Origin of the sequence: Pantoea allii (genome assembly GCF_002307475.1) — a bacterium.
In the GTDB taxonomy this organism is placed as follows: Bacteria; Pseudomonadota; Gammaproteobacteria; order Enterobacterales; family Enterobacteriaceae; genus Pantoea; species Pantoea allii.
Genome location: NZ_NTMH01000040.1, coordinates 495,029 through 516,864, shown reverse-complemented (window position 1 = coordinate 516,864; position 21,836 = coordinate 495,029). Strand labels below are relative to the sequence as shown.

Here is a 21,836-nt window from a genome sequence, read left to right as displayed (position 1 = left end):
AACGAAATATGGATCTTAGTGCACTCGCCGATTTCAATCTCGTTGCCACTCATGGCGGGTTTGGGCGTGCCAGCCGCGCGAGTGGAAGGCCGAAAGCGACCCTGTCGCGCCATGTCAGCGCGCTGGAAGAGCAGATGAAAGTAAGGCTGATCGAACGTGGTGGGCGCACGCTTCGTCTGACGCCGGAAGGCGCGATCCTGCACGCGCGTACCCTTGACCCCTTCGACGAAATTACGCAAGCGGTGGCAGAACTAAAAGCGGGCATAGGCCAGCCGCGTGGCGTATTGCGCGTTAGCGTGCCGCTGTTATTCGCCGATGTCTCGGTTGGACGCTTAAGCGCGGCCTTCTACGCCGCCTACCCCGAGATACGGCTTGATGTCATCGCGGAAGATCGCCTCGTCGATTTGGTGAGCGATGGCTACGATGTGGTGGTGCGCTTCAATCCCCGCCACGACGACACATTGGTCGGTCGCAAGTTTTTGAACGATCGCCTGGTACTTGTTGCGCCTCCACACCTGCCGCAGCAGCATTACGACGAGGAACCGCTGAAGCTGCCAGCGGTTGTACGCGCGGGTCGCGCCGTGGTTCCCGAATGGTCCATCATCGATGCTTCGGGCCGCGTGCGCACTTATCTCCCACAGCCAGTCATGTGCCTGTCGACGCCCTTTATGGCGCGCGATGCGGTACTTGCTGGCGCTGGCGTGGCCGTATTACCTCGCTCTGCCGTTGCTGACGCGTTAGCCTCGGGCCGGTTGGTCGAGTGGGGCACGGCGCAGGTGCCTGCTATCGAAGGTTGGGTACTGCACGCGTCGCGCCGACTGGTGAGTCCTAAGGTGAGCGCGTTCGTGACGTTCCTGTGCGAGCACTTCGCCTGATGCGCGCATCGACGCCGGTGGCTGTGTCCGCCCAGCCCAGACGTACTAAACTCAAGCCAGCCACGCCCCGATGGCGCGGCGTTGACGTCCGCAACCTTTTGCGCACGTCAACGCAGAAGTCACGCGTGCAGAAGCTGTCCTGAAACAGGCCGCCGCGGCATGTGTTCCGCCTACTGATCGGGAGGGATACGGCGTCAGGCACTCTCCAGATGCATCGGGAGCCAGCGTCCGTGTTCATAGCGCAGCAAACCGGATGCCTCAAAGCGCCAGAGGTGAAGCCAGCCGTTATCCAGCAGTTGCCGGATGACCTCATGCTTTGCGATTACCGCTTCAATGGCAGTTTGCGGTGCATCGATGACCACGGTCAGACGCAGCGGCTCGTGCATCCAACGCTTGCCGTCATGGAGCGACTGCCGTGACAGACCGATGCGCAGATCGCCGCCGTTGCCCTCGAAGACGCCGATGCGTCCACCTACGACGTTATGCAACACCTTGTTGCCGCTTCCCAGCCTCTGCGGATCGCAAGTGGACGCGTGATACTGCCAGTTGATCCAGTGTGTGACCAGCATCGGGGCGGTCATCAGACCTTCCAGCAGGCTACCGTCAACATCCTGACTGGCATCGTAGTCATGCAGGAAGCTGCGTCCGCTCAGGACTACGCCACGGCTGCGCTGACGAGGCGCGATCAGAAAGGCGGCGTTGCCAGCAAGCCCCCATTCAGGCCGGGTTTGTGCACCGTCGTTAGCGCGACGACGTAACTGCCCCAGTAACTCATCTTTAGGCGCTCGCGGGTCCAGTTGAAGATCAGGCGCGCGGGCGCGGCGAACCTGGTCACAGGCTTGATTAACAATGGGTTGCAACCACGCGCAGCGCTCACGCGCACCTTGTGGCAACAGGTCGAGATCAAACCACTCGATTTCATCGGTGGTGGTATTGTGCAGCGCCGCCACAAACGCCGTGGAATCCGGGACGTTCACCCCCTGCAATTTCAGCCCCTGGCGAACCGCTGGCTCGTTGAGCAACTGCGCCAGGCTGCGCGCATTCACTTCGCCGGTCTGACCACAGCATGCACCGCAGTCCAGTGCCGCTGCGTGGGCATTGTTGGCTGACTGACTGCCATGCCCAACGAGAAGCACTATCGGTGCCAGACGTTGTGTCAGGCCCATGGCATGAAGAATGCCTGCCGCCAGCTTAACTTTGGCCGCTGTATCCAGCCCAACCAGTTGAGGACGGCAGATCTCGCGGTAGCGCGCGGGCAAGCCATCCAGGTCGTCCCGGGGACGTGCTTTTTTGCCTGGCAGTAACCTGTTCATCAGCTTGACGGAGTAGCTTAACCCGGCCGCTTCCACAAAAGAGAAAGCGGCACCCGGCCAGTGGCTAATGGCATGCCACTGATCGGCCATGGCAAACCGGGTCTGACGCGATCTGCTGGCTGCGTTTTGCCGTGCGGTATCGGCTTCGCACTGCGACGAATCAGCACAGACAATACGGTCGTTGACCTCTATGGAAGGCGCAAGTAAGCCAGGTAACTGGGGACGCCGGGCTTGCGTAGCCAGCGGCGTGTAGGCAACCGGAAGGCCGAAGAATCCTGCACAGCCGATGGTCTGCACGCCAGGACTGGCGGCCTCCAGGGCGCGGCGCATCGGTTCACTACGCACATCAATGCAGAAGGCGGCCTGGACGTCGACAGCCTGCGCGCCCACCTCCTGGCCCTTTATCGAAGTCAGCCGATGCGCCAACTCACGCTGATAGCCGGTTTCCAGAGCCAGCTGCCAGACTTCGTCAACCAGCATGGCCTGTTCGGCCTCTTCCAGCACCTGAGGGGCTTGTGTCCAGGCGTGCTGAAGCGAGATAAATGCCTGCCGGGTAGCCGCATCATCTTTGCATTCTAAAAGGATCATGCCCCAGGCTAAACGAATAGCCAGCAACTCGCGCAGGTGCGTATCCTTGCCGCCCGCCAACTCAGCCTGCCAGCCCAGATATGCGCACCAGGATGCCCACCCATTGACGGTAAGTAACACCGATTCCAGATAATCTGCCCACACCGTTTCAGGCAGGCCCAAACGCTCGATGACCCAGTGCCCGGCATCCATGGCGTTATCCGGCAACGTCTTGATAGCCTTGTGGATGTTCGGTAAGCCCATTAACAAACCAATGCCATGGTCATGCTTCAGAGTATCTCGCCAGAAGGTATACAACCCCTGGTGGCGATCGGGCTGCCAGCTCGCCTGATGTTCGTCGAAGTAAGCGGCGCAGGTCTGGCTAACCTGATGCGTGATCGCTTGCCGCCAGGATAACCTTTTGTGGCGATGAGGATCGTTGTCGAGCATATCGATGAGTAGCGGTAATTGTCCCTGCCGGGCGCTTGCGTGCAGCGCCTGGGTGCACTCTTCAGTCGTCAGGCCAGCCGCTTGCGCCTCAGGTAGCTGACGCAGCGCCTGGGTCAGATCGGCCATGCTAATGCGACCTTCGCGCCAGGCCAGGCTCTGCCGATCTCGCGGTGGGAAGACCTGAATACCGCCGAGCACCGCCATCCGGGCAGCCACCTTGCGCACCGGCATGCCGATACGCGACCAATGCGGATTGACCGCGATAGCGCGATCCAGTGGCCATGCAGGTGCAATCGCATGGCAGGCCTGCTGGCAGGCTTGCTCGATCGCAACCTGCCGTGAATCTGCATTGGCTGCGGATTGCGCCAGGCTCGCCGAAACGGGTTTCTCTTTGTGGGTCAGTGTATCCATCAGGAAACTCTCCAGTTTAATGGTGTTATTCAGCGCGGCCTGTCGGCAACAGGCGCATCAGGGACATCAGGCTCAGCGGGCGTGGACGTTGCGGAAACCCCGTTCGCTGGCCATAGAAGCAGCGTCAGACGCGTATAGGCTTCGTCCAGGTAAAAACCCGCGTAGCTCCACCGACGCCAGCGCGACAAGCGTTGTGGCTGCTTTTGCAGCAACACCTGACAGACATACAGTGCTGCCATACCTGCCAGCGCGATCAGGCCCAGACGATCATCAGGAGCGTCCTGCAAACCGAGCGGCAGCGTATGCAAAGCCAGGGCAATCATCGTCAGGCCGATAACCGTGAAGAGTCCGAAGAGAGATTGCAGCGTTCGTGTCGAGCCGTCTTGCGCGTCAGGCAACCACAGCAAGGGCGCCCACGCCATGCCCAGCACAACACTCCACCACCAGGGCCAGGCGGCAAGACCTGCCAGCATCAGCACCAGAAATACCGCTGAAATCGTTAATACCGGGGCAAGAAACACGCTCACCGTGCCGGGCAAGGAAACCCGGTGCAGCGCCTGCTGGCGAGTGTGTCTTACGCCTTCTGACGCGGACAGAAAAGCATGTGCTTTGTAGAGCGAATGACCAATGAGATGCAGAGCCGCCAGGGTAGTCAGGCCAAGTGCGCACTCAAGCAGCATAAAGCCCATTTGCGCGACGGTAGACCAGGCCAGGCGTACTTTTATGCTGATGCGCGTCAACATGACCATGCCTGCCAGCACCGCGGTCGTCAGCCCAAAAACCAGTAACAAGACTCGCGCAGCACTGGCCTGTTCTACCATCGGTGCGAAGCGAATCAGCACAAAGCCACCAAGATTGACGACGCCGGCATGCAGCAGCGCAGATACCGGCGTTGGGGCTTCCATCACCTGTATCAGCCAGCCATGCACGGGCAGTAAGGCTGTGCGGAGAATAACTGCCATCACCAGTAATACGGCGCTCGCCTGCAAAGACACAGACGCACCCTGCTGGGCGATGTGCATCCACAGGGCTGACAGCGAGAAACTGCCAACATCCCACCAGGCCAGCGCGGAAGCGCCGAGCAACATCACGTCAGCCATCCGATCGGCAATGTACTTTTTGTGTGCCGCAAACAGGGCAAAGGGGCGATCCGGGTAAAAGCAAAGCAGGTGTTGCAGCGCTATGCCTACAGCGGCCCAGGCCGCGATGAGCAGCAGCCAGTTATCGGCCAGCAAGAGCAGATGGACACTGCCCAGAACAGCGGTCAGTGCGCCCATGTAGCGTCGCTGGTTGGCTTCCCCTTCAAGATAACGCGCAGAAAACGACGCGATGACGTTGCCGAGCAGCTGCACCAGCAAAGCCAACACCAGGCCAAACGTCGTGGCTTTTACTATGCCGGGCCATTGCTCGACACGGATGTCCGCGGTAAGAGACAGTCCGGTGAAGACAATGGAGCCATACGACAGAATCTGCAAAACACGCCAAAGCGTCGGTGTAGGCACCCCGCCCAACCGCGTCAGTGCCGTTAACCCGAACATTAAAATTGCCGGTGCTAAAAAACAAACCAGGTAAAAAGCTTCAAGGATATTCATCGCATAGCCCTTATGAATGTGACTGAGGGTATGTTCCTTGACGCAAACTATTCTGTAAAATATATTTATTTGATTAATTAAATACTTAAAAACGAACGATGAATCTTAACCAGTTAAATTTCCATCACCTTTTTTATTTTTGGCGCGTCGCCAAACTCGGACACCTGACGCGGGCTGCCGAAGAGTTGGCGACCTCTCAATCGGCCGTTTCGGTACAAATCCGACAGCTTGAGGAACGGCTTGGCGAAAGTTTATTAATCCGCAAAGGCCGCCGCCTGATCCTCACGGACACAGGTCAGCTGGTCATGGCCTATGCCGACAATATTTTTGGACTTAGCCAGGAGATGCTGGGACGCTTAAAAGGCCGTTCAGCCGGTGTCACACGGTTACGTGTGGGCAGCGTGGCAACCCTGTCGCGCAATTATCAGGAAAACTGGATTCGGCCTGCACTTACCGACCCTACTGTCGTGCTGACACTGGAGTCGGGATTGCTGGAAGGCCTGCTGGTCAGGTTGATGCAACATCAGCTCGATGTGGTGCTGGCCAATGAGACCGTTCCCGTGGACCCCGATCGTCCTTTGCACTTCGTGTATCTGGGCAGTCAGTCCATCTCTTTAGTCGGCCCGGCCAGCAAATGGGCATCGCGCCGTCTGCGCATCCCGGAAGATCTGGATAACGTGGAAATTGCCTTGCCCGGCCCACGTCATGCCTTGCGCGCGCAGTTTGATGTGCTGTGTTCTGCGGCGGGCGTAACGCCCAGAGTGCGCGCTGAAGTGGACGACATGGCTATGCTGCGTCTGATCGCTCGCGACAGCGGCTGGCTCACCGTATTGCCCGAGGTCGTGGTTCAGGATGAACTGCGTACCGGTATCCTTGTCACCGTAGGCCAATCGGCGGAGTTGCAGGAGCGCTTCTACGCCATTACCACGCCACACCGGCACCGTATCGACGTGCTGGAGCAACTCCTGACGGGGGCGCAAAAACGCCAGGCAGAAGGCTAAGCATCGCGCCGAGACAGGCAGCCTGACCGCTTGCAGTTGACAGGCAACCTGCGCGCGATGATCTCGCCCTTGTTTAGCGTGTTTCTCTGCCGGAAGCGGTCCGCTTCGTGAAAAAGGGTGATTTCATTTGGGATTCCCCTATTGCGTAACAGCTTGCTGTCATGCTTTTCGCAAAGCGGATCACAAATCGGCGCGTCAGATAACCCACTGCACAATTTAATATTGAATCTCCATTTTCACAGTGCCAGGATAAATCGGCATCACGCTTGTTACCGATTATCGGGCAAAACCTGAATGCAGGCTGGGGGATATTCCCTTCACCGCTGTATTTATGTTTTGCCCGATTTTGTTTCAGGAGTGAGCGATGCTGGTCAGACAAATACTGAATAATAATGTGGTCAGTGCGATTGATGATAACGGCCTTGAAGTTATTTTGACCGGACGCGGTCTGGGATTTAATACGCACAACGGTGCCAGTATTCATCCTCACGAGGCAGAAAAAATATTTCGCCTGGAAGATTCATCGATCTCTGCACGCTTTAAAGATCTGGTCAGTGAAGTGCCTATCGATATTCTCCAGCTTACCGCCGATATTGTCAGCCTGGCGCGCGAACAGCTGAATCATAAATTAAGTGAAGGGCTGTATGTTACGCTGGCCGACCATCTTCATTTTGCCCTGGAACGTCATAAAAATAACGCGTTGCTCGCGAATCCACTGGAGTGGGAAGTGCGCCACTTCTACACCACTGAGTATGCGATTGGCCGTCAGGCGCTGGGCATGGTGGTCGCCCGCACCGGCATGCTGTTACCGGAAAGCGAAGCCTGCAGCATTGCACTGCATATCGTTAACGCCGGGCTTAACGACACACTGGGAAAAACCGCAAAAATTACCCAACTCCTTTATCAGCTGCAACAAATCGTAAAATACTTTTTTACCCTTCATACGGATGAACACAGCCTGAATTACCAGCGTTTTATTACGCACCTGAAGTTTTTTGCCCAGCGGGTCATCGATGGCGAGGTGTTAAATAATAACGATGACGAGTTTTTTGCGCTGGCGCAGCAGCGTTACGCGCGCACCCTTAAATGCGTTGACGCCATTAATGAGTTTGTTAAAAAACATTATCACCACAGCATGAGCAACTCTGAAAAACTCTATTTGACAGTGCACATCGAAAATATTGTGCAGCGCAGCGCGCCCGAGGTTTTACCCCCTAAAACGTGATGAAAAACCCATTCCGGCTTGTGACTGTTCAATCAGGCAAACCCCAGAAGCCTACCCACCCGGTTAACCCCGGTCATTGTGGATGACGTCATATTGACTTCAGTCTGGAGGGATTTATGAATTATCAGGACACCGCACAGCAAATCATTACACTGATTGGCGGGAAAGATAACGTACTGTCTTTATTTCACTGCATTACTCGCCTGCGTTTTTTACTTAAAGATAACAGCCTGGCCGACCGTCCAGCGCTTCAAGCGCTGGACGGCGTGATGGGCGTTAACCTTTCTGGCGATCAGTTTCAGCTAATCATTGGCAATGAGGTTGACCCCTTGTGCAAGGCGCTGCTGAGCCAGTTGCCGTTACAGGATACCCCGCAGCGCGCCACGTCGCGCAGCCATCCCGTTTCGGCGCTGCTGGAGGGATTATCCAGCATCTTTTCGCCCATTATTCCCGCCATTGCCGGTGCCGGTATCCTCAAGGGGATACTGGCACTGTTGGTGGCGTTTCACTGGCTTGAAGCGCATAACCAGAGCTATCAGGTGCTGTTAGCCATCAGCGACGGCGTATTTTATTTCCTGCCGCTGGCGCTGGCGTTCAGTGCGGCCAGGCGGTTTGGTGCCAATCCTTACGTCGCCGTGGCGCTGGCGGCCTCGCTCTTTCACCCTGCCCTGCAAACCCTGTTCAACGCCGGTGAGCCGATCCACTTTCTGGGATTACCCGTGCCCGCGGTGAATTATGCCTCGACGGTGATTCCGGTGCTGCTGTCGATATGGCTGCTGAGCTACGTGGAACGCCTGATCGACAGCCTGATGCCCGCGGCGCTGAAAACCATGTTTGTTCCGCTCCTGAGCCTGCTGATTGTCACACCCATTACGCTTATCGCCATCGGCCCGTTGGGGATCTTTGCCGGTAATGCGCTGACCGGCGGTATTATCTGGCTGGTGGAAAACATGGGGATTGTCGCCGGCATTGTAGTAGGCGGGACATTATCGCTGATTATTATTACCGGTATGCACTATGTGCTGGTGCCCGTGATGATCCACAACATCAGCCAACTGGGTTTCGACCCGTTTAAAATCCTGTTTTATGTTGCCAATCTCGGTCAGGCAGGTGCGGCATTCGGCGTATTCCTGCGGGCCAGAGATAAAAAACTCAAGTCACTGGCGCTCACCACCAGCTTCAGCGCCGCAATGGGCATTACCGAACCCGCGATGTACGGTATCAATATTCGTTACAAACGGCCGTTTGCTGCTGCCCTGCTCGGCGGGGCCTGCGGCGGCGCGTTTGCGATGGCAATGGGCGTAAAAACCTATGCGTTTGCGCTCAGCGGACTGCCCGGCATTCCCGCGCTGGTCGGCCCGACCTTTATGTATGCCCTGCTCAGTCTGGCAATCGCCTTTGGCAGCGCCGCGCTGCTCACCGTGCTGCTGGGTTTTGATGAGTCGACCCAGCAGTCCGCCACTGATGTGACGTCCGCACCCGGCCTTCATCGTCACGATCCCGAAAAGCTCTTTGCGCCCGTGAGTGGTGAGATTACGCCGCTGAGTGCGCTGGCCGATCCGGTTTTTGCCGACGAGATTTTTGGTAAAGGACTGGCTATCTACCCGACGGTTGGCGAACTGCGTTCTCCGGTGGACGGCCGAGTCGAGTCGCTGTTTGAAACCCACCATGCGCTGGGGCTGAAGAGCGACACCGGTGCGGAAATCCTGATCCACATTGGCATCGACACCGTCAAACTCGGCGGCCTCCACTTCACCAGCCATATTCAGCCCGGGCAGTTTATCGGCACGGGCGATCTGTTAGTCACGTTCGATCTGGCCGCGCTTCAGGCCGAAGGCATCGACCCGAGCGTAATTGTGATTGTGACTAACAGCGAGCGCTATGGCGCTATCCACCCGGTCAAAGCCACCGGGAACATCGCCTGTCGCGATGCCTTTCTGACACTCACCGCCGCAGCGGTTTAAGGAGCAAAATATGACGTATCCAACAGCCTTTCCTGAGGGATTTTTGTGGGGCGGTGCAACCGCCGCGAATCAGCTTGAAGGTGCCTGGGATGTCGGTGGCAAAGGATTATCGGTTTCCGATGTGTATACTTTTGACACGGCTACCCCGCAATCACAATGGCTGGATCAGTGGCTCAGCATGACGCATGCTCAGGTCGCAGAAGCCCAGAACCCAGACAGTAAAAAGTATTATCCCAAGCGCAAAGGCAACGGCTTTTACACCCATTTCAAAGAGGATATCGCGCTGTTCGCCGGTATGGGATTTAAATGCTTTCGTATGTCGATTGCCTGGACGCGCATCTTTCCGCGCGGCGATGAGGCGGAACCCAACGAGGCGGGCCTGCAGTTTTATGATGAGGTACTGGATGCCCTGCTCGCACAGGGTATTGAACCCATTGTCTCGCTGTCGCATTACGAGATGCCGCTGGCGCTGGTGACAGACTACGGTGGCTGGCCAAACCGCCAACTGGTGGACTTTTACGTCCGCTTTGCCACCACGGTATTCACCCGCTATCGCAAAAAAGTGAAGTACTGGATGACCTTTAACGAGATCAACTGCGTGAAGCACCATCCGTATGTGAGCGTGGGCGTGATTGAGGAAGGTCATCCTCACCTGGAGCAAGCTAAATATCAGGGCGCGCACCATCAGTTTGTCGCCAGCGCGCTGGCCACCAAAGCGTGCCACGCGATTATCCCCGGTTCTCAGGTGGGCTGTATGATCAGCTATCAGATCCTCTATCCGCACACCTGCCATCCGGATGACGTACAGGCCTGTGAAGAGATGCAGCGCGTGTCGTTATTTTTTAGCGATGTGCAGGCGCGCGGTTATTATCCGGCTTATGCCGACAGAATGCTGGCGGAGAAAGGCGTGCAGCTCATTAAGGCCGTGGGCGACGATGAGATCCTGCGGCAACATCCGGTGGACTTTGTTTCCTTCAGCTATTACATGTCCAGCACCGTCAGCGCCCAGCCGGAAAAACTGACCGGCGCGCAGGGCAACCTGATTACCGGCGGGATTCGTAACCCGCATCTGGCGACCAGTCAATGGGGTTGGCAAATCGATCCCAAAGGCCTGCGGCTGGCCCTGAATCAGCTTTATGACCGCTATCAAAAGCCGCTCTTTATCGCCGAAAACGGTCTGGGTGCGGTGGATACCGTCAAGGCTGACGGCAGCATTGATGATGATTACCGTATCGACTACCTGCGCCAGCATGTGGCACAGATGAAAGAAGCGATTGCCGACGGCGTTGCACTGTTTGGCTACACCTGGTGGGGGCCGATCGACGTCGTCAGTGCCGGCACCGGGCAGATGTCCAAACGCTATGGTTTTATTTACGTGGATCAGGATGATATGGGCAACGGCACCCAGACGCGTTCATTGAAAAAGAGCTATCACTGGTATAAAAAGTTGATTGCCTCTAACGGTGAAGACACCGGCTGCTGATCCGGTTTATCGCCATGATCATGACCTGCAGGCAGGCGCTGTCGGCAGGTCATGTTATTTCAGCCTCTGCCATGCTGATGCGGCAGACAGACTGACTGCCATCTGAACCCCAAGGAGAAGGTTGATTTGAACACCCTGCATCTGGTCGATCCCGAACTGCTGCCCGCCCTGGCAAACAGCGCGCCGCTTGAGCTTACCCCGGAAACCATTATGGCGCTGCGCCGCGAACGCCAGGACGCCGCCGTAAAACAGGTTCAGACCTACCGTGACGGCGGACTGTACATTGAAGAACACAGCATCGATTCCCCCGACCATCCGCCCGTCAGAGTCTGTGTGATTACCCCGGTGAGCGCGACCCCAAGACGAATGGGCATTTTGCATATTCATGGCGGCGGTCATCTGTTTGGCAGCCCGGAGCAATCCCTTTCACTGACCAGCGTAACGGCACTGCGCCACAACTGCGTCGTGGTCTCAGTAGACTATCGTCTGTCACCGGAAACGGTTTTTCCCGGTTCGCTGGAGGACTGCTATGTGGTGCTGAACTGGATGGTGCGTCAGGCCGACATGCTGGGCATCGATCCGGCACACATTGGTTTAATGGGCGACAGCGCCGGTGCCGGACTGGCCGCCTCGCTGGCGCTGCTGGCAAGGGATCGCGATGGCCCCAAACTGGCCTTCCAGAATCTGATGTTCCCGATGCTGGATGACCGCACGGTGACGGAAACGCATCCCAATCCCGTGACCGGCGAGTTTGCCTGGACGCGCGAATATAATCGTATTGGCTGGACCGCACTGCTGGGCGAGGAACCCGGCAGCGAAACGATCTCGCCTTATGCCGCACCGGCACGCGCCAGCAACCTCGCCGGGCTTCCGCCCGTCTGGATAGGTGTAGGAACGCTGGACCTGTTTCTGGATGAGAACCTCGACTACGCACAACGGCTGATCCGTGCCGGTGTCGCCGTGGAGCTGCACGTCTGGCCCGGTGCCTTTCATGGCTTTCATGCCAGCGACACGGCGGCAGTGTCGCGACAGGCCAGGGAGCTGCGCCAGCGCTGGCTGTCGCGCTTTAACCCCTGTCCATGACGCCAGGATCAGCCCGGTCTGGCAATTGGCCTGCCCGGATTTACGACAGCCGTTAACTTACCCGGAGTCATCAATGCAAACGCTGCACATCGTGCCCCGCCTGATGAAAGCACTGCGGGCGGGGAAAAAACGCCATACGATACGCTGGCAGGAAGCCAAAATCACCCCAGGACCGCTGCGCTATATCAGCAGCGAAGACCCGGAATCCGTCGTCATCGTTAACGTTGAACGCGTGGTCACTCTGCCGCTGTCCTCCGTGGCGCAGTATCTGGGTAAAGACGATGAGTGGCCCGATGCGGTGCTGTTAGCAGGAATGCAGGCGCATTATCCGGCGATTCAGCTCGGGTCAGAGGTTGAGGTTATCCATCACTCAGCGCCGCTTGAGGATGAAACCTGACGACGCTGTTTTCACCGGAGAACGTCATGCTAGATGTGCTTAAACAGCTGGAATGCAGCCTGCATCATGAAAAGCGCCACGATTTAGCGTGGCTTGAACAGAGACTGCATCCCGAATTTAAAGAGATCACCCTTTCAGGCACGCTGCTGAACCGTGAGCAAATCATCGCGGCGCTCATGAATGAAGAGAACGCACAGGCCATTATCAGCAGCGACTTTCAACTGATGGAGGTCGGAACCCAGCATGCCATTTTGCTTTACCGCACCTCACAGCCGGACGGCAGCCGTGCCGCATTACGTTCGTCCCACTGGGTGTTATCCGCAGCGCATGGCTGGCAGATGATTTTTCATCAGGGCAGCACGGCAGCCGTCGGGTCATAGTTTGGGGTTTGGGAAAAAAGCGTGGGCTGTCCACACAGCCGTAAAACAGACCCACAACCTGTGGCAATCATGGCCGACAGGCGGCCAAGCGCGTTATTTCACCACAGGATTTTTCTGCAGCGACAGCGCATCCATAAATGCGTCATCTAACTGGAGATGCGCTTTTACCAGCTCACGCGGCGTACCGGCCAGCCACTGATTGAGTGAGATATCGGCGTAATAGTCACTTTTGAATAACTCCAGGAAACGCAGCGGCCCCTTGCCGGTGTTTTCAACATAGTGGCCCATGGCGAAGGGCACATAGCCGACATCCCCTGCCCGATAATCAAATGTTCTTGCCTGACCCGATGAGGCAAAAACGCCCATGCGTCCTTCCCCTTCCAGGTAGTATTGCCATTCATCGTTATTCGGGTGCCAGTGCAACTCGCGTAATCCGCCGGGGGCGATTTCAACCAGGGCTGCCGCGATAGTTTTGGACACCTTAAAGGTTGAGGAGTCGGTGATTCTGACCGTGCCGCCCGGTGCCTTTATGGGTTCCTGTGCCAGCATGTGGTGGGTAAAGGTGCGTTTGGCTTTGGTTGCGCCTTTCACCGCCACTGACTCCAGGCTGCCGGGCACCTTCGCGGCAAAAATATATTCATCCGCTGGCGAAGGCAGGTGGTCGAAGGTGGATACCGGGACGTTGAAGTTTTTCGCCAGAATGTCCGGCGGGATATGTTTGAACCAGTCGGATAACAGAAACGTGCTGTCCTCATCAAATCCGCCATCGTCGAAGGCCAGCAGAAATTCGCATCCATCAGGCCCGATGCCCTGAATTGAGTGCGGGATGCCCGGCGGGAAATACCATAAGTCTCCCGGGCCAATATCATCGATAAACCAACTGCCATCGGTATCAAACGCGGTGACGCGGGCGTTGCCATAGGTCATGTAGGCCCATTCGCCCTCTTTATGCCAGTGTAATTCGCGGATGCCGCCGGCATTCAGGCGCATGTCCACACCGGCAATGGTGGTCGAAATGGCTAATTCACGCTTGGTGACCTGGCGCGTCCATCCGCCGCTGCTTTTGCGCACGTGCGCATCACTGAATGAAAAACGCAGGTTCGGTAACGTCCCGCTGTCGGTCGAAGGTGGATTAACAATGTCCGGATTTTCTGCTTCGCGGATGGGATCGTGCGGCCCGGGATCGCGACCACCGGTCGGAAAGGACTGAATGCTGTCATGCGCATGAACCTGTCCAGCCGCCAGCGCCACCGTCCCGCCTGCGGCAAACGCCATAAAACTTCTTCGGGTTAATTTACTCATTAATAAAATACCTCATTCCTTGCTGATAAAATCGCCGACATGCGCTGTCATAAGGAATGTATAGCGGGCTAAGTTAAATTTTTTTAATGGTATATGTAAATTTTGATAACATCCGCACGCCCGATCTGGCGCAGAAATTATCAACCGGTGCTAACTCTTTTCAGCTGGTTGATGAAAGGTTAACTTTTCTTATCGATATCAGCCCGCAACTGGCACAAAAGGGTAATTTTCGCGCGTAATGTCAATATCGACGCCGATCATACTTCGTTACAGGCCCGCTCCGTTTCAGCCACGCTTGCGGGTTGATTGCTGGCATGGCGCAGTGCCGCAGGAAAGTATTAACCCGGTCAGGCTGACAACCGCGCACGGGAATGATTGGGGGATATTCAGGCAGGCGTCAACATCGCCGGGGTGCGGGCTAATGCATGACCGGGAAGAGGTAAAAGCCGGGAATCATACGGCGGGATTGCTGGGCTACGCAGGGGCGCTGTGCGTCCGGCCAGGCCGCATCTGCGCCAGCCAGACGACAGGGACAGGCTGTCAGAACAGGACATCCTGACGCGGCGATGAGGCTGCGGACTGCGGCGCGCGGGCTGAGAATGCTGCACCTTCAGCCTGCTGCGGACAAATCGGGTAAGCGCGGTGGCGCTCTGGCAAATTCACAATAATGATGCTGTCTTCAGGTCCATCAAGCACATCATCCATCAGGCTCAAATATTCATAAGGATTTTGCATAAATCGTCTCTGTTCCGTTATCCATAGTGAAGCAGGTCATACAGCAAACACAGGCACGATATGATCATTGCCAGGGATCGATAATAGCTGCTGAGCACCATGTCACAAGCAGATTACGCTTATATGACAGCCAACAGGCGAAAACAGCGGCGTGCGCCAGGCACGCCGCACCCGGTTAGAAGAAGCCCAGCGGCTGAATGCTGTAGCTCACCAACAGGTTTTTGGTCTGCTGATAGTGATCGAGCATCATCTTATGTGTCTCGCGCCCAATGCCTGATTTTTTATAGCCTCCAAAGGCGGCATGAGCGGGATAAAGGTGATAGCAGTTGGTCCAGACGCGACCGGCTTTAATCGCCCGTCCGACGCGATAGGCCCGGTTGATATCACGTGTCCAGACACCCGCGCCCAGGCCATAGATGGAGTCGTTAGCAATGGCGATGGCCTCTGCTTCGTCCTTAAAGGTGGTAATGCCTACCACCGGACCAAAGATCTCTTCCTGGAACACTCGCATGCTGTTGTTGCCTTTCAGCAACGTGGGCTGGATGTAGTAACCGCTGGCAAGCGAGTCATCGAGCTTCTCAACGCCCCCGCCGATCAGCACCTCGGCACCTTCCTGACGGGCGATTTCCAGATAAGAGAGGATTTTATCGAACTGCTGCTGAGAGGCCTGCGCGCCCACCATCGTCTCCGTATCCATGGGATCGCCGCGCTTGATGGTTTTGATACGTTTGAGCACCGCCGCCATAAAGGGTTCGTAAATCGACTCCTGCACCAGCGCCCGTGATGGACAGGTACAGACTTCGCCCTGATTGAGGAAGCCGAGCACAACGCCTTCCGCCGCTTTCTCAATAAAGCTCTCTTCGGCCTGCATAATGTCTTCGAAGAAGATGTTTGGCGATTTACCGCCCAGCTCAACGGTAGACGGAATCAAGCTTTTCGCGGCCAGTTCCAGGATATGGCCGCCCGTGGCCGTCGATCCGGTAAAGGCCACTTTGGCAATGCCCGGATGTGAGGCCAGCGCCTCACCGGCTTCTTTACCATAACCGTGAACCACGTTAAGCACGCCCGGAGGAAGCAGATCTTTGATCAGGTCAACAAACAGGGTGATCGACAGCGGCGTCTGCTCTGCGGGCTTAAGCACTACGCAGTTACCTGCCCCCAGTGCCGGTGCCAGCTTCCACGCCGCCATCAGCAGCGGAAAGTTCCACGGGATGATTTGCGCTACCACGCCCAGTGGCTCATGGAAGTGATAGGCGGCGGTAAATTCGTCGATCTCTGCAGCGCTGCCCTCCTGCGCTCTGACGCAACCGGCAAAATAGCGGAAGTGATCCACCGCCAGCGGCATATCAGCGGCCAGGGTTTCCCGCACCGGTTTGCCGTTGTCCCAGGTTTCATTCACCGCCATATATTCCAGCTTCTCTTCCAGCCGGTCGGCAATCCTGAGCAGCACCAGCGCGCGCTGTTGAGGCGAGGTTTTCCCCCATGCGTCCGCCGCAGCCGCCGCGGCGGCGACCGCGTTATCGACATCGGCCTTGTCTGAGCGGGGAAAGGCGCCGGCGTCAGAGCCATTTACCGGCGAGGTATTGCTGAAGTAGTTGCCATTGACCGGCGCAACGAACTCACCGTTGATGAAATTGCCATAGTGCTTTTGCAACGTGATGAGAGAACCGGGTTCTCCTGGCGCGGCATAACGCATGTTGAATCTCCTTACGCAGTAGGATGTGAAACAACTTTGAAACCTATTGTTAACATATTAGATCAGCGTCAGCCTGACAGGTTTGTTATCCCTAAACTGTGACCGCGACGAAGGAAAATCCGCGATGGGTGCACTACAGATAATTCCGACTTTTTGCCGCTTCGCCAGTTAACTGGAAACTTTTGAGCACGATGGGGTCAATATGGGGATATGTTCACTCTGGAGGTAAGTAAGCATGTTAGCTTCGGCTTTCACCTTAATGCGCGCTAAAGCAGATTTCGTCCACCAGTTCATCCGTAATCCGCGCAAAATGGGCAGCATTACTCCTTCCTCTGATGCGCTGTGCCGCACCATGGTTGAATCGGTGGAATGGAACAGTCAGTTGCGGATTGCCGAGCTGGGTGCGGGAGACGGTGTGTTAACGCGTCGCCTGCTGGCTCAGATGGCCCCGAACGCGACGCTGGATGTGTTTGAAATCAGCAGCACCCTGGCGCAAAAGCTGAGCGCGCTGGATGACGCGCGAATGACGGTGCGCACCTGTTCAGCGGAGTACCTTAACGGCAGCTATGACGCCATCTTTTCTGGCCTGCCGCTGTTGTCGTTGTCGCCGGAACTGCGCGATGCCATTCTGCAGGCGGTTTATCACGCCCTGGGACCCAACGGCGTCTTTGTGCAGTTCCAGTACACCTCACTGACCCAGCCCGATCTGTCACGTTACTTTACCTGGGAACGCCGACGGGTATTAAAAAACGTCCCGCCAGCCTGGGTTTATCGCTGTACCCGCCACTATGCGCCCTGAGCGCTGTTAACCGCCGGGCGCGTTTGTAACCAGAAATGGTATAAGACGCTGCGCGCCCAGTCCGCGCCCTGCAGTTCTTCCCCGTCGCGCTCACAGGCTTCCGGCAGGCACGCGTCCATAATGCGGCGGTCAAACTCCGGATGAAACTGCACCGACAGCGCACAGGATGAATAGCGCAATATCTGGCAGCCATCCTTTTCCGATACGGCCAGCACCTTCGCGTGAGCTGGCGGCGTAATCACCGACTGACGATGTGAAAGCCAGGCCTCAAAGGTATCTGGCAAGGTGGCCAGCAGGGGATCGTGGCGGGCCTGCGGCGTCGTGGTTAACCTAATCAGCCCGCGCTCCCAGTCATTGGGGTTATCGTCCACCTTCCCCCCTAATGCATAAGCCATAAGCTGGTGTCCGTAGCAGACGCCAAGCAGCGGTAAACGCGCCTCCATTGCTGCCCGAATCCAGGCCGCCGTGCGTTCACTCCAGTCCGCATGATCGGTCACCATCGCCCACGAACCGCTCAACACCGCACCCGAGATTTCAGTAAACTGCGGCAGCGTTTCGCCCAGATGGGGACGGACAATAAGGTAATCGTCGGGTTGTAAATTCAGGGCCTCGATAAACCATACCGGTTGTTCACCGATTTTCTCGACCACGTTGGCGGGAGGAACATCTAACTGGATAAGGGCAAGGGGCAATACAGGCGTGGAAATCATACCGAATCGAATCCTCAAAAGGGTTGGCGTTTCGGAAGATCAGTCTGACAGTAACGATTGTAAAAGTCTTATGAATTTTTTTGGCGTTATTTTCTGCTTAACTAAATAAAAAATGTTAATCATTGCCAGAACGGCGCAGGTTCGTGCCATGATTAGCAGGTATCGGGTTTATTTTTAAAGGATGACATTGTGGCAGTGCGGCATTTCTTTATGGTTCTGATGGTGGTTTGCATCTGGGCCTTTAATAACGTGGCAGTAAAATGGGGATTAGTTGAGTTACCGCCGTTGTTTCTCACGTGGATGCGTTTTGCGGTGGTGGCGATTGTGCTCGTCCCGTTTTGCCGTATTAACCGTCAGCAGCTCCCCTGGTTAGTGCTGCTGGCCTTCACGTTTGGTTTTATGCATTTCTCACTGCTGTTTGTCGGCATGCGTTATACCGATGCCGGAACGGGTGCCATTGTGGTGCAGTTGGGTACGCCGATTGCCATGCTGTTGGCGATGGTGGTGCTGAAAGAGAAGCTGCGGCTGATTCAGCTGTTCGGCATTATGATCTCGCTCAGTGGCGTGGTGGTGCTGTCCGGTAGCCCGACCATTCCTGCCTGGTGGGTGCTGTGTATACTGCTGTGCAGCGCCACCGGCTGGGCCATCAGCAACCTGATTGTGAAAAAATCGCCGCCGATTAAGCCTCTGACGCTGACAGGGTGGATCGCTTTCCTTGCCCTGCCGATTGTCGGTGCCGCCAGCTTTATGCTGGAGTCCAATCAGCTCTATGCGCTGCAGCATGCGGGCTGGCGCGGCTGGTTTGCCATTCTCTATAGTGCTATCGCCTCCTCGGTTGTGGCGTACACCTTGTGGTATGCGTTGCTGAAGAAATACAACGTTAACCTGATCATGCCCTACTCGCTGCTAACGCCGGTTCTCGCGGTATTAATGGGCATCGTGGTGTTGGGTGACAGCCTGAACAGCTTCAAAATCATTGGTGCCTCGCTGGTCATCCTGGGAACCACCATTGCGGTGATTAACCTGCGCAATCTGCGAATGCACGCCCGGTTCCCGCGCCTGCGACGCCGTTAGTTCAGGCTGCTATGCTTCAGAGAAGGTGTTAACTCTGGAGCCTGTTGCATGAATACGTTGACCAGCTCGCTGTGGCAGCAGATGTGGCAAGGATTGCATGGCAATCATGCGCCGCAGCCGCTGCCCTTATTGACCGATCCCGCCACTTTTTCTTCCGCTTATGCCGTCAGTGAACTGGCGGCGACCAGCCTGGGCTTAGCCATGCAGGGCGTGGCCGATCTGCTTAACCGCCCTGCCCGCGCACAGGTTAACGTCCGGCTGGCATCGCGCTGGTTTCAGCACAGCTTTATGCCGCTTAATCGCAGTGCGCCCGCACTGTGGGACCCTTTTGCGGGGGATTATGCCTGTCAAAACGGCTGGATTCGCCTGCATACCAATGCACCCCATCATCGCCTGGCAATGGAAAGTGTCCTTGGCCGTCACCCGGATCGGGCGGCGCTGGCGCGTGAAGTGGCTCACTGGCAGGCCGCCGAACTGGAACAGGCGGTGATTGAGGCCGACGGCTGCGCGGCGGAAATGCGCAGCGCCGACGCATGGCAGCAGCATCCCCAGGGGATGGCCGTCATACATGAACCGCTGTTCGCCCGACAAACCCTGGCCGACGGTCCCGCCGTCGCGTGGGCATTGCCCGAGGCGCGCCCGTTACTCGGCATTAACGTCCTGGATCTGACGCGCATTATTGCCGGTCCGGTGGCGACGCGGTTTCTTGCCAGCCTGGGCGCCAACGTCTTACGGATCGATCCGCCCGGCTGGCAAGAGCCCGGAGTGGACGAGGAGCTGGCCTGCGGCAAACGTCGGGCAGTGCTGGATTTAAAACAGCCTGCCGACCGGGCGCAGTTTGTCTGGTTGCTGAAACACGCGGATGTGATTGTTCACGGCTACCGCGCCGACGCACTGGAAAAGCTGGGATTAGATGCGGCATCACGACAGGCGCTCTGCCCCGGCCTGGTCGACGTCAGTTTAAACGCCTGGGGCTGGCAGGGACCGTGGCGTAACCGGCGCGGTTTCGACAGTCTGGTGCAGATGGGTTGTGGCATTGCCGAACAGGGAATGCGATGGAAACAGCATGATGCGCCGCTACCGCTTCCGGTACAGGCGCTGGATCATGCCACCGGCTACCTGATGGCCGCCGCAGTGCTGGCGGGACTGCGTCAGCGACGCCAGCACGGCAACGGCAGTCAGATGCGCCTGTCGCTGGCGCGCACCGCCTGGCTACTTGAGCAGCACCGCTACGGCGCGAACGCGCAGCAGACCGGCATTACGCCGCAGCGCAGGGACAATCAGCCCTGTTTAGAGCTGACGCCGTGGGGCATTGGTATCAGGTTGCGATCCGCCGCCTGGCTGCCTGGCACCACATTACAGTGCGCCACGCCAGGAAACCCGCCGGGTACGCATCCGGCGCAATGGTGAATCAGGCGTCGTCGCCCTGCTCGCTGGCGCTCTCCACCAGCTCATCGTACATGGCCTGAATCGCCTCACGGCTCAGTAGCGCCAGGGTACGATAAAACGCCGTGGTGGCATGGGCTTCAACTTTGCCGAGAAACGCGCCGCACCATGGCATCAGGTACTCGTCAAACAGCGCCAGCTGAGCCGCGTTTTCATCCGCTGCCGACTGATCTTCCAGCCATGACGCCGCCAGCAACAGGCCACCAAAGTGGTCGGCCGGTGCATCACCCAGCGGCATGCCGCGCGCGGTCAAAAACGCGCGGATGTCGGACTCCGGCTTTCCTTCCGGCCAGTCAGACGCAAACGGCGACACCTTGCAGTCGCTGCCAACAAACAGGGCATCGTAGTCTGCCGCCAGCGCCTGCGGATCGCTGTTTTGCTGTAAGCGCGTCAACAGCTCATCCTGCTCCAGCGGCCACTGCGCCGCCAGTTTACCTTCACGAATCAGCGTAAACAGCGGGGCCAGCAGCGCATCCTGTGGATGGCGGTTAAACAGCGAACCGATAATACGGCACAGAATGGAAAACTCATTCATGCATCAACATTCCTTGAGGGAGAGAAATTAAAAGTCCGCCAGCTCGGCGATAGGTTTGCCGGTTCGCATAGCCAGAAAGTCCAGCAGACGGCGCGGCGTGACATTTAACACGCGATCCTCGGGAAAATCCACTTCTCTGGCGATGCGCAGGCAGTGCTCGAAGTTGCCGAGGGTGAAGGCCGTGTGGGAATCGGAGCCAAAGGCCAGCCGCCCGCCCGCTTTGCCGACTGCCTCGGCAATCGCCCGACAGTTGGGTTCACTGCCGGGACGGGAATGGGTAAAGGAGGAGTTGTTGAGCTCCAGCGCCACATCGTAGTGCGCGGCGGCTTCGGCGATAGCGGGAATGTCGACGGGATATTTTGGGTTGCCGGGATGGCTGATGATGTGAACCAGTCCACCCGCCATCGCGGCAATCATCGCCTCGGTATTCTGCGTCAGATCGCGCGGGGCATAAACCGGTTCGTGAAAGCCCGCGACAATCAAATCCAGCGATTCCAGCATCGGTCCGGAGCAGTCAATCTCGCCCTGCTGGTTCTTAATATTGGCCTCGATACCGCGCAGAATCGCCACGCCATCAATGATCCGAGGCCAGATGCGCATATTGACGAAATGCCAGTAGTGCGGTGCATCGGCCATGTCCGGGCCGTGATCGGTAATGGCAAACAGCTTCAGGCCATTTAATTTAGCCTGCGCCACATAGTCATGCAGCGTGCTGTAGGCGTGGGTACTGGCAACCGTGTGCATATGGAGATCTACCGGATACATTATCTGCTCCTGCAAAAAGCCGGTTAAGGCATC

General features: G+C 57.1%; 19 protein-coding genes. 11 read left to right on the top strand and 8 right to left on the bottom strand.

Annotation, left to right across the window (positions count from 1 at the left end; translation table 11 throughout):
• Positions 1-8: 8 nt before the first annotated feature.
• Positions 9-875 carry a LysR family transcriptional regulator gene (locus CMR03_RS19570; RefSeq protein ID WP_096012391.1) on the top strand — a complete coding sequence of 289 codons (867 nt, stop codon included), beginning with the start codon at positions 9-11 and terminating at the stop codon, positions 873-875.
• Between the two features lie 194 nt (positions 876-1,069).
• Here the strand turns inward: CMR03_RS19570 and CMR03_RS19565 are convergent, their stop codons facing one another.
• Together CMR03_RS19565 and CMR03_RS19560 are read right to left on the bottom strand one after the other, a co-directional pair.
• On the bottom strand, positions 1,070-3,616 hold the full coding sequence (locus tag CMR03_RS19565) for a YbcC family protein (protein WP_096012390.1): 2,547 nt from the start codon (positions 3,614-3,616) through the stop codon (positions 1,070-1,072).
• Positions 3,617-3,645: 29 nt separating this feature from the next.
• A complete protein-coding gene (locus tag CMR03_RS19560) occupies positions 3,646-5,154 on the bottom strand; it encodes an NADH-quinone oxidoreductase subunit L (protein ID WP_244181399.1) in 1,509 nt (502 codons plus the stop codon).
• Between the two features lie 152 nt (positions 5,155-5,306).
• Between CMR03_RS19560 and CMR03_RS19555 the strand changes: the two genes are divergently transcribed.
• The 7 genes from CMR03_RS19555 to CMR03_RS25295 all read left to right on the top strand — a co-directional run bounded on the left by CMR03_RS19555 (position 5,307) and on the right by CMR03_RS25295 (position 12,741).
• Positions 5,307-6,209 (top strand): LysR substrate-binding domain-containing protein, encoded by a 903-nt coding sequence (locus CMR03_RS19555; protein WP_096012388.1) that lies wholly within the window; start codon positions 5,307-5,309, stop codon positions 6,207-6,209.
• A 364-nt stretch (positions 6,210-6,573) separates the two neighbouring features.
• A complete protein-coding gene (licT, locus tag CMR03_RS19550; RefSeq protein WP_096012387.1) occupies positions 6,574-7,434 on the top strand; it encodes a BglG family transcription antiterminator LicT in 861 nt (286 codons plus the stop codon).
• 116 nt (positions 7,435-7,550) lie between these two features.
• Positions 7,551-9,398: a beta-glucoside-specific PTS transporter subunit IIABC gene (locus CMR03_RS19545; protein WP_096012386.1), complete on the top strand. Its 1,848-nt coding sequence runs from the start codon at positions 7,551-7,553 to the stop codon at positions 9,396-9,398.
• Between the two features lie 10 nt (positions 9,399-9,408).
• Positions 9,409-10,881: a glycoside hydrolase family 1 protein gene (locus CMR03_RS19540; protein WP_096012385.1), complete on the top strand. Its 1,473-nt coding sequence runs from the start codon at positions 9,409-9,411 to the stop codon at positions 10,879-10,881.
• A gap of 126 nt (positions 10,882-11,007) precedes the next feature.
• On the top strand, positions 11,008-11,964 hold the full coding sequence (locus CMR03_RS19535; RefSeq protein WP_096012384.1) for an alpha/beta hydrolase: 957 nt from the start codon (positions 11,008-11,010) through the stop codon (positions 11,962-11,964).
• Positions 11,965-12,037: 73 nt separating this feature from the next.
• Positions 12,038-12,361 carry an ASCH domain-containing protein gene (locus tag CMR03_RS25300; protein WP_167385761.1) on the top strand — a complete coding sequence of 108 codons (324 nt, stop codon included), beginning with the start codon at positions 12,038-12,040 and terminating at the stop codon, positions 12,359-12,361.
• Between the two features lie 26 nt (positions 12,362-12,387).
• Positions 12,388-12,741: a nuclear transport factor 2 family protein gene (locus tag CMR03_RS25295; protein ID WP_167385760.1), complete on the top strand. Its 354-nt coding sequence runs from the start codon at positions 12,388-12,390 to the stop codon at positions 12,739-12,741.
• 93 nt (positions 12,742-12,834) lie between these two features.
• On the opposite strand, the gene CMR03_RS19525 is transcribed toward CMR03_RS25295, so the two are convergent.
• From CMR03_RS19525 to exaC, 3 genes are all read right to left on the bottom strand, one after another.
• A complete protein-coding gene (locus CMR03_RS19525) occupies positions 12,835-14,043 on the bottom strand; it encodes an oxalate decarboxylase family bicupin (RefSeq protein ID WP_063879164.1) in 1,209 nt (402 codons plus the stop codon).
• Between the two features lie 540 nt (positions 14,044-14,583).
• Positions 14,584-14,778: a hypothetical protein gene (locus CMR03_RS19520; RefSeq protein ID WP_063879163.1), complete on the bottom strand. Its 195-nt coding sequence runs from the start codon at positions 14,776-14,778 to the stop codon at positions 14,584-14,586.
• Between the two features lie 175 nt (positions 14,779-14,953).
• A complete protein-coding gene (exaC, locus tag CMR03_RS19515) occupies positions 14,954-16,474 on the bottom strand; it encodes an acetaldehyde dehydrogenase ExaC (protein ID WP_063879162.1) in 1,521 nt (506 codons plus the stop codon).
• Positions 16,475-16,709: 235 nt separating this feature from the next.
• Between exaC and CMR03_RS19510 the strand changes: the two genes are divergently transcribed.
• On the top strand, positions 16,710-17,273 hold the full coding sequence (locus CMR03_RS19510) for a class I SAM-dependent methyltransferase (protein WP_063879161.1): 564 nt from the start codon (positions 16,710-16,712) through the stop codon (positions 17,271-17,273).
• Here CMR03_RS19510 and CMR03_RS19505 read toward each other — a convergent pair.
• The gene (locus tag CMR03_RS19505; protein WP_063879160.1) at positions 17,261-17,983 is read right to left on the bottom strand and encodes a glutamine amidotransferase; all 723 of its coding nucleotides are present in this window, start codon (positions 17,981-17,983) and stop codon (positions 17,261-17,263) included. The two genes, CMR03_RS19510 and CMR03_RS19505, sit on opposite strands and share 13 nt — an antisense overlap.
• Positions 17,984-18,172: 189 nt before the next feature.
• Between CMR03_RS19505 and CMR03_RS19500 the strand changes: the two genes are divergently transcribed.
• Positions 18,173-19,057, top strand: a complete 885-nt coding sequence (locus CMR03_RS19500) for a DMT family transporter (RefSeq protein WP_096012383.1) — start codon at positions 18,173-18,175, stop codon at positions 19,055-19,057.
• Between the two features lie 48 nt (positions 19,058-19,105).
• The gene (locus CMR03_RS19495) at positions 19,106-20,467 is read left to right on the top strand and encodes a CoA transferase (protein ID WP_096012382.1); all 1,362 of its coding nucleotides are present in this window, start codon (positions 19,106-19,108) and stop codon (positions 20,465-20,467) included.
• A gap of 1 nt (position 20,468) precedes the next feature.
• Here the strand turns inward: CMR03_RS19495 and CMR03_RS19490 are convergent, their stop codons facing one another.
• Both CMR03_RS19490 and CMR03_RS19485 read right to left on the bottom strand, forming a co-directional pair.
• Positions 20,469-21,038 (bottom strand): TorD/DmsD family molecular chaperone, encoded by a 570-nt coding sequence (locus tag CMR03_RS19490; RefSeq protein ID WP_063879157.1) that lies wholly within the window; start codon positions 21,036-21,038, stop codon positions 20,469-20,471.
• Positions 21,039-21,065: 27 nt separating this feature from the next.
• Positions 21,066-21,803, bottom strand: a complete 738-nt coding sequence (locus tag CMR03_RS19485; protein WP_096012381.1) for a phosphatase — start codon at positions 21,801-21,803, stop codon at positions 21,066-21,068.
• Between the last annotated feature and the right edge of the window lie 33 nt (positions 21,804-21,836).